This window comes from Mycobacterium sp. 1245805.9 (assembly GCF_001672915.1).
GTDB lineage: Bacteria > Actinomycetota > Actinomycetes > Mycobacteriales > Mycobacteriaceae > Mycobacterium.
In genome coordinates, this window is record NZ_LZKR01000130.1 from 1 (window position 1) to 546 (window position 546).

The 546-nt window shown below is 81.5% G+C and carries 1 pseudogene; it reads left to right on the forward strand.

Annotated features, from left to right (window positions below):
• Window positions 1-546 (forward strand): annotated as a pseudogene (locus tag A9X00_RS31395) (hypothetical protein); the annotation flags it as partial.

Sequence of the window (546 nt, forward strand, 5' to 3'; positions counted from 1 at the left end):
CGACCGACCAGCACCAGCACCCCCTATCCTGAGCCGCTCGGCAGCGGCTATGGCGGCTTGGGCGGCGCCGCCGACACCGCCCACACCGCCGTTGCCGCCGAGGCCGCCGGTGCCACCGTGGCCGACGTACCCGGTTGTCGCGCCGCCGACCCCACCGACGGCCCCGTCGCCGCCGTCGCCACCATTGCCGCCGACTCCAAACGCGGAGGCGGCCCCGCCGACGCCGCCGTCGCCGCCATTGCCGGCGTTGCCGCCGTGGCCACCGAAGCCGTCGACGCCGGCCGCGCCGCCCACTCCGCCCGCGCCGGCCGCGCCGCCGTCACCGCCGTTGCCCGCGGTCGCGCCGACACCCACGGCGCCGACTACGCCGCCGGCGCCACCGGCGCCGCCGCTGCCGCCGTTGCCGCCGTCGGAGCCCACGCCGCTGGGGCTGTTGTCGGCGAAGCCCTGACCGCCCTGGCCGCCGTGGCCGCCCTGGCCGCCGGCGGCCCCGTTGCCGGCCTGGGCCCCAGCGCCGCCGGCGCTGCCGCCGGTGCCGCCCTGCCC